The 9945-nt window shown below is 27.7% G+C and carries 20 protein-coding genes; 4 read left to right on the top strand and 16 right to left on the bottom strand.

Annotated features, from left to right (window positions below; all coding sequences use genetic code 11):
- Positions 1–2: 2 nt before the first annotated feature.
- The 16 genes from AJ884_RS01665 to AJ884_RS01590 form a co-directional block, all read right to left on the bottom strand.
- Positions 3–758, bottom strand: coding sequence for a DNA-methyltransferase (locus AJ884_RS01665; RefSeq protein ID WP_070286366.1), 756 nt, complete (start codon positions 756–758; stop codon positions 3–5).
- Positions 736–1002 carry a hypothetical protein gene (locus AJ884_RS01660; RefSeq protein WP_044780569.1) on the bottom strand — a complete coding sequence of 89 codons (267 nt, stop codon included), beginning with the start codon at positions 1000–1002 and terminating at the stop codon, positions 736–738. The genes AJ884_RS01665 and AJ884_RS01660 overlap by 23 nt, the downstream gene beginning before the upstream one ends.
- A complete protein-coding gene (locus AJ884_RS01655; protein ID WP_002858334.1) occupies positions 986–1357 on the bottom strand; it encodes a hypothetical protein in 372 nt (123 codons plus the stop codon). Before AJ884_RS01655 ends, AJ884_RS01660 begins: the two co-directional genes overlap by 17 nt.
- Positions 1358–1582 carry a hypothetical protein gene (locus AJ884_RS01650; RefSeq protein WP_002787300.1) on the bottom strand — a complete coding sequence of 75 codons (225 nt, stop codon included), beginning with the start codon at positions 1580–1582 and terminating at the stop codon, positions 1358–1360. It lies immediately after the preceding gene.
- An 8-nt stretch (positions 1583–1590) separates the two neighbouring features.
- Positions 1591–2352, bottom strand: coding sequence for a hypothetical protein (locus AJ884_RS01645; RefSeq protein WP_070286365.1), 762 nt, complete (start codon positions 2350–2352; stop codon positions 1591–1593).
- Positions 2289–2603 (bottom strand): hypothetical protein, encoded by a 315-nt coding sequence (locus AJ884_RS01640; protein WP_002787295.1) that lies wholly within the window; start codon positions 2601–2603, stop codon positions 2289–2291. Before AJ884_RS01640 ends, AJ884_RS01645 begins: the two co-directional genes overlap by 64 nt.
- A gap of 79 nt (positions 2604–2682) precedes the next feature.
- Complete coding sequence (locus AJ884_RS01635) at positions 2683–3003, bottom strand: hypothetical protein (protein ID WP_044261581.1); 321 nt, start codon at positions 3001–3003, stop codon at positions 2683–2685.
- A gap of 364 nt (positions 3004–3367) precedes the next feature.
- Positions 3368–3592, bottom strand: coding sequence for a hypothetical protein (locus tag AJ884_RS01630; RefSeq protein WP_044261582.1), 225 nt, complete (start codon positions 3590–3592; stop codon positions 3368–3370).
- A gap of 490 nt (positions 3593–4082) precedes the next feature.
- Positions 4083–4319: a hypothetical protein gene (locus tag AJ884_RS01625; protein ID WP_052805367.1), complete on the bottom strand. Its 237-nt coding sequence runs from the start codon at positions 4317–4319 to the stop codon at positions 4083–4085.
- Between the two features lie 13 nt (positions 4320–4332).
- Positions 4333–4734 (bottom strand): hypothetical protein, encoded by a 402-nt coding sequence (locus AJ884_RS01620; protein ID WP_070210186.1) that lies wholly within the window; start codon positions 4732–4734, stop codon positions 4333–4335.
- Positions 4735–4738: 4 nt separating this feature from the next.
- The gene (locus tag AJ884_RS01615) at positions 4739–4969 is read right to left on the bottom strand and encodes a hypothetical protein (protein WP_002787283.1); all 231 of its coding nucleotides are present in this window, start codon (positions 4967–4969) and stop codon (positions 4739–4741) included.
- Entirely contained in the window at positions 4935–5198 is a 264-nt protein-coding gene (locus AJ884_RS01610) for a hypothetical protein (RefSeq protein WP_044779014.1), read from the bottom strand. Before AJ884_RS01610 ends, AJ884_RS01615 begins: the two co-directional genes overlap by 35 nt.
- Positions 5199–5207: 9 nt before the next feature.
- Positions 5208–5591, bottom strand: coding sequence for a hypothetical protein (locus AJ884_RS01605; protein WP_044261586.1), 384 nt, complete (start codon positions 5589–5591; stop codon positions 5208–5210).
- A 72-nt stretch (positions 5592–5663) separates the two neighbouring features.
- Entirely contained in the window at positions 5664–6395 is a 732-nt protein-coding gene (locus AJ884_RS01600; RefSeq protein ID WP_070286364.1) for a phage regulatory protein/antirepressor Ant, read from the bottom strand.
- Between the two features lie 430 nt (positions 6396–6825).
- Positions 6826–7119 carry a hypothetical protein gene (locus AJ884_RS01595; protein ID WP_044261589.1) on the bottom strand — a complete coding sequence of 98 codons (294 nt, stop codon included), beginning with the start codon at positions 7117–7119 and terminating at the stop codon, positions 6826–6828.
- The gene (locus AJ884_RS01590) at positions 7116–7319 is read right to left on the bottom strand and encodes a hypothetical protein (RefSeq protein WP_070209754.1); all 204 of its coding nucleotides are present in this window, start codon (positions 7317–7319) and stop codon (positions 7116–7118) included. Before AJ884_RS01590 ends, AJ884_RS01595 begins: the two co-directional genes overlap by 4 nt.
- Before the next feature lie 70 nt (positions 7320–7389).
- Here AJ884_RS01590 and AJ884_RS01585 point away from each other — a divergent pair, with 70 nt between their 5' ends.
- The 4 genes from AJ884_RS01585 to AJ884_RS01565 all read left to right on the top strand — a co-directional run.
- On the top strand, positions 7390–7698 hold the full coding sequence (locus AJ884_RS01585) for a hypothetical protein (RefSeq protein WP_002801731.1): 309 nt from the start codon (positions 7390–7392) through the stop codon (positions 7696–7698).
- A 234-nt stretch (positions 7699–7932) separates the two neighbouring features.
- Positions 7933–8478: a hypothetical protein gene (locus AJ884_RS01575; RefSeq protein ID WP_052521811.1), complete on the top strand. Its 546-nt coding sequence runs from the start codon at positions 7933–7935 to the stop codon at positions 8476–8478.
- 317 nt (positions 8479–8795) lie between these two features.
- Complete coding sequence (locus AJ884_RS01570; protein ID WP_070286363.1) at positions 8796–9455, top strand: helix-turn-helix transcriptional regulator; 660 nt, start codon at positions 8796–8798, stop codon at positions 9453–9455.
- A gap of 5 nt (positions 9456–9460) precedes the next feature.
- Positions 9461–9945: DNA/RNA non-specific endonuclease (locus AJ884_RS01565; protein WP_070286367.1), on the top strand; the 485-nt coding region annotated here is incomplete at its 3' end.

Raw genomic sequence — 9945 nt, 5'->3', positions numbered from 1 at the left:
ACTTAAGCAAATAGACTTCTTTCTATATGTTTAAACATAATTTCATTAGCACTTTTAAAAAAGTCTTTTTTAATCTCAAAGCCATAAGCTTTGCGGTTTAAATTTGTCGCTGCTAAAAGAGTGCTACCACTTCCAGCACATGGATCTATAACAACATCACCTGCATCTGTAAAAATAGTGATTAATCTTTCTAGTAATTTAACAGGCTTTTGTGTGGGATGTACTTTAGGAATACCTTCATCTTTTTGCCAATCCATGCAGTTATAAATCATCTTTCCATCATTGTTAAATTTTGGAAGTTTTTCACGATATAAGATTAAAGCATATTCACAATTTCCAACTATTTTCATATTTGCTTTTAAAACTTGAGATGATCCTTGTTTTCTAAAAACCAAATTTATATAATGATTAAAGCCATATTTTTTAGCTACTTCAATTAACATTGTTTGTTGTTCAAAAGAGCAAAAAACAATCATGCAAGGACTTTTACCGCATTCTTTAGGTTCTTTTATAAGCATTTTAGAGCAAAAGTGCATAAATTCGCTAACTCTAAAATCATTATCTGTATCAAAAAACGCCTTGTTTGCTTTTTTGCTTTCTCCATTTTTATTATCCCCATTTATATACCATTCAGGAGATGAAGCATAAGCATTGTTGCCTAAATTATAAGGAATATCAGCTATTACAAGCTGTGCTTTTGGTATATTATATCTTTTAAAATTTTGAAAATGGTCGTTATAAAGCTGTGGGTGAAACATCATCACTTCCTTTTTGATTAAATAAATTAGGCTCTTTTAAAAAGGCTATTTTTTCCATTATTTCATTAAATTCGCTCTGATAGTCTTTGATATTCTGATTTAATATGCTTCTTTCATCTTTAACTCTTTGTATAGATCTATGAATTGCTAAAGCTCTTTTGGTTAAAACTTCTATCTCTTGGTTTAACTCACCTTGATTTAATTCCTTTGACTGCTCTAATTGCTGATTAGTATTTTTTTTCATTTTTTATCCTTTTAATTATATTTTCAAGTTTTAAAAGTCCGCGTTCTAAAACTTCTTGTTCTTCTTTACTTCTTGCTTTTAGCTCATTTATTCCTTTTGCTGCGATAGAATAAAACACCAAATCAATTCGTTTGTAAAACTCTAATTTCTTTTTGTATTCTTCTCTTAGTCTTTGCAAAATGTTTTCTTTTTCTTTTTCAAATAAAGCTAAAACAAAAGAATCTGAAAAATAAAAACAAAGTCTTCTTTCTTTATTTTCCCCTACAATCTTTGCATCTTTAAAAAAGTATTTAAGATCATTATTTAAAACAAGTTTTGCTAAATCGTAAGCTTCTAATTCTCTTGTAATATTCATTTAACACCTCATTGTATAAGTTTTATTAAATTCTCTTGTGATCTTTTCTACTTTAAAGCTAGTTTTTAATTTATTATCACATTCAGGACAAAAGCCATCTAAACTCACGCTTTTTACATCGCCTATAATTTCATCAAGACCTTTAAAAAATTTAGAATTTGGCACAAATTCTAAGTTGCATTTTGAACATTTTATTGTCCCTTTAAAAATAAAATTTACTTTCATATTCTCTCCTAACTTGCCAAAGCGTAAGGCTTAAATATCTTAGCCCAACGTGGATTGTTTAAATACTTTGTTTGCTCAAGTATCACTCTCATATTAAAATGCCAAATTCCTACCATTCTTAAATAATCTTGCATAAGATCTAATGCATCATTGATATCATTTTCTATTCTATCTAAGAACTTATCCTTTATCTTCAATGTAAGCTCTAATCTTTTCCATCGCACAAATTCCCTTTTAATGTTTTCTTTGTGATAGTGCTTTTGTTTTTCGTATTTATCATAAAGTAAAATGCGTTCTAATTTATAGTATTTACTTTGAGGATTGTTGATATACATACTTGTTTTATAAGTATGAAAATCGCCAAAGATTTTAAGTTTGCTAAACCTTTCTTGGTGTTTAAATTCTCTTGGTTTAGATACTGCTAGATCATCATCAAAATCACAGGCAATATCCACACTATAAGCTTTAAACCTTTTTATCATTTTGCTTAAAATTTTCCACACTTCAGCTTCTATTTGTTTACTAGGCTGATAAAGCCCATTAAATTGCACCTCTATGTAGTAATCTTTTGCTTTTTTATTCTTTTTAGAAAGCTCAAAGCAAGCCTTAGAATTATCAAATATAATGATAGTATTTGAAAGGCTTTTATTTCTAGGTTTTATATTGATATAACGCATTTTAAAAGGATAAAATTTATCATTGGTTTTTATGCCTTTGAATTTGTCTTTTGCAAATTCATCAATGCTTTTATTTCTTGTTGTGCTTCGCATTTTTTCAAAAAGCCCCCATCTTTTAAGGTATTTGTAAAAGGTTTTTTTGTTGATAACGAAACGGAAGCTGTCGTATCCTGTGCTATGATTTGTTTGCATAAAATATCCTTTTCAAAACCTTTTTTCATTAAAAAGCCATTGCTACTTATCTTTACAAGTGCATAGCCACGCATTGCTAAACTTTCTATTACCTTTGCTCTTTGTGCTTTTTTAAAAGCATCATTATCTTTTTGTATGGGTTTAAAACTCATTTTTTTCCTTTTTTTAGACATTAAATGAGTGTTCAGGGTTTATTAAAATGTCCTAAACACTGTTAAACTGGTGATTTATTTAATAGTTGAAATTTTTTCTTCGTTTTTCTAATTTAAATACTAATATATCACAAGCTTTTTTACTTAGCTCATCATTAGCGCATAAAATTTTAGTTTTAAGTTCTCGCATTAAACTTTCCACCCAAAGAAAAAGCTCATCATCTCTAAAAACAAAAAGCTGATTTTTGGCAAATTCTGCTTTTAGTTTCTCGTATTTTTCCCCTTGTATATTTTTAAGCTTAAAAACCTTTTCTTTAGTCTTTTTATGTTTTTGCTTTTCGATTAAAAGCTGATATTTTAAAGCTTTTATTTCGTTTTCTAGGTATGGTTTGTTACTCATTTTTATTTCCTTTACTAATCATCAATGCTATATAAGCAAGTAAAACCACCTGCAAAACTTCTAAAATTTCACTCATTTTAAACTCCTTATGCTAAAATAAGAGTAGGCATAATGTTAAAGGTGGGGCAAAAGCCCCTTAGTTAAATCCAAGTTTGGATTATTTTTGAGATTAGATAAACAAGTATTGCGACTTTGATTAAAAAATCTAACCTTTGCATTATGCTTACTCCTTTCTTTATATATTTATAAATGCTAATTTTCTTAACATTTATAATTAAATTATACAAAGTATCTTATTAATTGATGCTTAAAATTGATAATTATTTTTGTGTTTTGGTAGAATTTTTGTTAAGTTATTTAACAATTAAATATTCTTGAAAATAGTTTTAATCGTTTCCCAATCTTTAAGTTGTTTTTTAAGTTCTATAGTTTCTTTTAATAAATTTATAGCAGCGGAAGTTTGCTCGCTAATCTTTCCACTTGCAATAGTAGCCCTTAAACTCGGCTCACTCCAGCCTAATTTTTGTGCTAAATCTTTATAAGTAAAATTATTTTCCTTGCAAAATTCCTTAATTTCCTGTGCTGTCATTTAAAACCTTTCTCAAAAAACAAATTCTACCAAAACATACTTAAGTTTTAACTATCATTTTAAAGCTTTTATTTCGTTTTCTAGGTATGGTTTGTTACTCATTTTTTAAGCTCCTTAAGTTCTTTTTCAAGCCTATAAACTTTTGCCGATAAAACACATAATAAAGTCGCTAATACTAAAACTATAATTTCTAAAATCATTTTTAACTCCTTTTTTGATATAATAGAAAAGGTAAAAGATGATAAGGGCTTTCGCCCTTTACCTTAATGCTTTCTTGCGTTGATAATGGCTGTTATCAAGCAGATTAAAGCAGTGATTAACTCGAGCACATCACTAGCGTTCATCTTTTACTCCTTTCTTTTATTTCAAAAGTAATTTATCTTTACTTTTGATAACACAATTATAACATAATAATTACTAATTGTCAAGGTTATAATAATTTATTTTTATTTTTTGTAGATAAAGAAGTAATTTAAATTTACTTTGTGGATTAATTTTCGTTAATCCACGCTTTAAAGTCTTTTTTGATAGCTTCTGCTTTTTCTAATTTTGCTTCTAGTTCAAAAATTTTTTTAAGCATATTAATAGCGTGTGCCATTTGAAAACTTATTTTTTCAGTAGAAATGGCATTTTTTACTGCACCTTCACCAAAACCTATTAACTCGGCTAACTCTTTATAAGTTAAATTTCTTTCCTTGCAAAAATCCTTAATTTCTTGTGCTGTCATTTTTACCCCTTGATTAGAAAAACTTATTAGCCAAAGAAAAAGCCAAGCTTATACTTTGTTTTATAGCTTCTTCATCTGCTAATTTTATACTATCTCTAAGTTTATCACCTAAAGTTTTATTATTTTGTAATGTTTTTGGGATTGATTTTAAAATTTCTAAAGATTTAAGAGTTAATCTTACACCAAAAAAACACTCAAACCCTAAAGTTTTTACCTCTTCATTAAAACTTATAAAATCAAAATCTCTTAATGCTATAATCGTTTCATAGACAAATTTTACATCTTCTTTGGTTGCATCGCTATCCTTGATAATGTCTTTTAAAATGTAAATATCTTTTTTTATAGGAAAATTATCAAACAAGATAGCTAATACTTTTGCGCTATAAAAATCAAATTTTTCTATATTGCTTTGCATTATATTACCTCTTTTCTTTTTCCTCGCAAACAAAATAAACTTTTACATTCTTATTTTTATTGATTAAAAGAATTTGTTCGTGTAAATTTTCAAAAGGACTTTCTAAATTGTCATAAAATTTCAATCCACACACAGGACAATTTTTAATACTATTGTGAGTATCTATAATGATTTGCGTTTCACAATTTTTGCACTCTAGTTTAAACTTTTTTATCTTGGCGATTTCTTGTTCCATCACATTCCTTTTTACAAACAAAATAAAATTCTGCATTTTTATTTTTGCTAACACTTTTGAACAATTCAGTTAAAATTTCAAAGGGATTATATCCTAAATTTTCATCTATAAACTTTATTCCACATTGCGGACAAGTTTTAATAACATTACCTATTTTTGTAATGATTTTTGTATCGCAATTTTTACATTTTATTTTTAATTCTGTAATTTTTTTTAAATTCTTATCCATATTTAAACCTTATTTTATTAGTTCAAAAATATAACTAATGGTATGTTTAAGGATTTCATTGTTTGTTTTGTTCGAAAATTTTAAAATTCTATCAGCTAAGGTTTCGCCATTTTGTAAGCTTTTTGGTGTTGCCCTTAAAATACTTAAACCTTTAGCACTCAAGCTTACATTTAAAAATGCAATTGGGTTCATTGTTTTGCTTTGTATTTTAATGAGTTCTAATTCTTCTAAATATAAAATGCTATGATAATAAATCTTTTCTAATTCTACTATATCTTTTTGCGTTTCGCTTATTATATTTTGAAGTAAAATATCGCTTTTAAGTGGGAAATTTTCGAGTAAAATTTTAAAAACTCTCCCTGTGCAAATATCAAAATGTTCTAAATTATTCATAATATACCTTATTATTATAAAAAATAAAATTAACAAATTTAAAAGCTAATTTTATCAAAAAAATATTTAGCTTTAACCTGCTTTCAAAATCGCTTTTAAAATGGCTATTTGCCCTTTACCTGTTATTTTTGTCGTGCTTACAAGTCTATCGCCGTTGATGGTGCTAACAGTCGTTTCACTTACCTTAAAAAGTCCTTGTTCGATGTATTTTTGATAAGGTTTGTTATCGCTCATTAAAAATCCTTTTTCACGCAAGATCTTAAAAAGTCTTTTCTCGCCAATTTCAAGATTATTTTTTTCGTGTAAGATTTTTGCGTAATCTCTTATCAAAATAGCATCATTTGTGTTTTGAATGCGATTTGCAAAATGAATTAAAGGTGCATTTTGTTCGGCTTCGTTTTTTAGGCTTTGATTTTCTACTTGAAGTTTTTCATTTTTTTCTAAAAGCTCTAATTGCATTTGCAAACTTTCTTTTAATGAAAGCGGTTTATAACTTTGTTTTTTAAGCTCATTTTCTAAGTATTCTAATCTATCAATTATCTTTGCTCTTAGTTCTACGCTATATCCACTCACTAAAATCAATACTTCTCTTTTTGGTAAGCGATAATACTTGTAAGATTGCTTATTTTGTGTGTTTTGGTAGGTGTCTCCAAATTTGGATATACCCCCTTCAACCACTTTTTCTAAGTAAGTTTCTATATCTCTTATAACATGAAAATGCTCCTTGCCTGTAAGCTCTGCTATTTCCAAAGAAGTTAAGCTTATTTCTTTGTTTTCATCTTTTTTAAAAAGTTCTAAATTCATTTATTCTCCTTAAAATTTTTTAGTGTTTAAATGAAGACTTAAGAGCCATCTTAAAAGATGGCTTAATTTAAGAAGAAATAAATAAATTTGAGGACTTTAAAAGAATTCTCATTAGTCCTCATTTAAACACTAACCAAAACATAGGACCTGCATTCAAAGTCTAAAAGACTTTTGGTATTTTGGTAAATTAACAAAGCTTTAAAAAAGCCCACTTTCCACACCGTCGCCTGTGAGTGTAATAAATATAAGAACACACTAGCCATAAAAGGCTAGTGAAGCAATCTAAAAAATATCAAACCTTTAAAGTTCGCAATTGTAGGCGTTTATCCACTTAACGCAACTTTTGCAAAAACCCTTTAAGCACACTTTTTGCTATCACTTTAAAAAATGCGATTTTAAAGTGCTTAGATAAATGTGCTTAATGAGGCTTTTAAGCCGCCTCAATCTCTTCTAATAAAGCTTTAATCTGCGTAATAGCTCTTTCGTGAGCTTCCTTGAAAGTTACATTTTTTTTATACTCATCTTTTAAAGCTTCAATTCTTTGAATCAATCTCTCATCATCTCTTATGCCAAGTTTTAAAAGTGCTATTTCTACTTTTGAATTACGCTTGGTTGGAGTAGTAAGCCATACATATAAAGTTCTGTCTTTAAGATCTAATTTTTTTTCTATCTCGACTATGGTTTTAACATCTAAAATTTGTTTGATTTTTTCTTCTAATTTCATTTTGTCATCCTTAAAGAAATAATAGTTTTTTCAAAAAGTCCATCACTGATCGCTTCTATGCTTACCTCATCGTTTTGATGTAAAAAATTAAGTGCTTTTTCAAACACCTCATCGCTGAAATTAAAACACTTTCTAAGTTCTTCCTTTTCTTCACTTTTTCTAAAACTTAAAACATCTAAAATTGATTTTGCTTCTATCATTTTTTGCTCCTAAAAACTTGTTAAAAGCTTTTTTGTGATACAATCTAAAAGCTTTTAAGAAAGGTTTTAAATGGACTTTTATACTCCTATTAAAGATATTTTTGGCTCAAGCGTTTCAGCTTTTTTCTTTGGTTTTATGCTTGGTTTTGTGCTTTGTAAAATGTTTTCTTTTATGAAATTTCTTATTAAAGCACTAGAAAAGAAAAAAACTAATATTTGGCATGATACTTGTCCTTATGTTTCACACAATGGCAAGCCGTTAGCTATTTCTTTTAAAACACGAAATAGAAAAACCATCGATGTAAATTGTCCCTGTTTTAATTCTTCGAATAAAACTTGCATAAAATCAGGCTTTATTTGTGCTTTTTACAATGATTGATTAACAAAGCCAACGAAAAACCTACTACAAAAAAACAAGCTGATATTACATCTTGCATTTTATTTCCTTTGTGTGCAACTTTTGTTTTTAATTTAAAACAATTTGCAATTAACTTTTTTAAATTATTGGTGTTATTATATAGTTATTTTATTTATATGTCAAGTATAAAAATAAATATTTTAACTATATATTTTTATGATACAATTTCTAAAAACATCAAAAAAAGGAGCTAAAATGAAAGAAAGCATTTCATACGAAAACTATGAAAAGAATTTGAAATTGGAACTAGAAAATAAAAGAAAGGATTTTGATAGTCAAATTTCACAAATCATACCAGGTCAAACGCAAATGATAAAACTTTATTTTTGGTTTGCTACTCTTATAATATCAGGACTTTTGACTATATCAGGCAAGATGCTTAAAATTTATCTTACTTTTTCAAACTTGGAAATCTTACAAATATCTTTTTTCATCCTAACTTTTGCATGTGGCTTAGCTTGTATCTTTTTTGCACTAAAAGCGATTTTAAAAGGGGCTATTATCTATCATCCAGCTGGACTAAAAAAAGTATTTGAAGAGTTTCCAAAAGATAAGTATGAGCATGTAAAAGGCTTAGAGAGAATGATAAACGCAACTTATAAAGCTATAGAAGCAAACAAAAATGAAATCTTAAAAACTACAAAACAATTGCGTTTATCTTTTTATAGCATTATTCTTTGTTTGTCTTTTTTTATAGTATTTTTAATCACATTATTTCCAAATTTTATAGAAAGGGGGTGAGTATGCTTGGCAGATGAAAAAGAAAGCGTGGAAGTAGATGCGCCTACTCCAACACAAACCAGAGATGATAAAAAAGATTAAGGCGATTTAGCCTTAATCAAACAAAATATAATACCCAAAAAATAAAAACGCAAGTATAAACCAAAACTCCATTTTTCAACCTTTTAAATTAAAATAATATAAGTTTAAATTAAAACTTGGCATACTTATTGCTTAGGTTTTAACTAACGATTTAACTTTTTTAAATTGTTGATGTTATTATATAGTTATTTTATTTATATGTCAAGCTATTTTTAAATTTTTAAAGGTGCAAGCTTATGGATGATTACAAAGATCTTGTTAAAGAAATGAAACTATTTTTTAATGTAAAAAGTTTAGAAGATGTAGCAGAAAGACTAGGCAGAGAAAGAAGTGCAGCTATAGGCTGGAGACAAAGAAAAAAGATCTCCTCTTCTGCTTTGGTTAAATTTAACGCTCTTAAAAATAAACAAAATAACTATAATATAAAATCCACAGATACAATTTCAATACGTTATTTTCCTGACATTTACGCAAGTGCTGGTTTTGGCAATACAAATGAAAATGAAAATTTTCAAATTATCAACGTAGATAAAACTTTTTTAACTGAAGTTTTAGGAGTGCCTTACAAAACTCAATATGATATGATTAAAATTTATGGTGAAAGTATGGAACCTTTTATACAAAATGACTCTTTTATCATCATAGATACCACTAGAAATTCACTCGATAAAATAAGAAATGGCGATGTAGTAATTTTTCGTAATAGCAATAATGAACTTTTTTGCAAACGCATTCTTAAAAATGCTTTCGATGATGATATAGTTATTAGTAGCGATAATTTTAATTTTGGAGATAAAAAGGTAAAGAAGAGTGCTTTAAAAGATCATGTATTTATAGGCGCGGTAATTTGTTCTTGTAATGCAAAGATATTTTTAAATCAAATTGAAAGGGTATGAAACAAATGAAAAAACTTATAATCTTACCACTGCTAGCAACTCTAGCCTTAGCTGATTATACACAATACAAGCCAAGCGAAGATTTTGCTAAGTATTTTACTAAGCAAAGTTGTTCACAAGTTTTAGATAAATTCTATTATCTAAATTGTTATGATTATAATCTAAAAGGTACAAAAGCTGTAGCTTATAGATTGGAAGCGGAAAATTTAAAAGGCGAACAAATCAAAAAACGCCCACGCTTTGAAGATGATACAAATATTCCTAAAAAATATCGTACTACATGGAGTGATTATAGAAACAGTGGTTATGATAGAGGACACACTCTTTCTAATGCTTCTATGAGAAAAACAACTCAAGCTCAAAGAAGCACTTTTTTAATGAGTAATATTACTCCACAAAATCCACAAATCAATCAAAGGGTTTGGAACAAGATTGAAAAAAGAGAAAGACAAGTAGCTTTGAAGCTTGGAAGTTTAGAAGTTTTAAATTT

Source organism: Campylobacter sp. BCW_6463 (assembly GCF_001762785.1).
Classification (GTDB): Bacteria; Campylobacterota; Campylobacteria; order Campylobacterales; family Campylobacteraceae; genus Campylobacter_D; species Campylobacter_D jejuni.
This window is presented reverse-complemented; position numbering and strand designations above follow the sequence as displayed.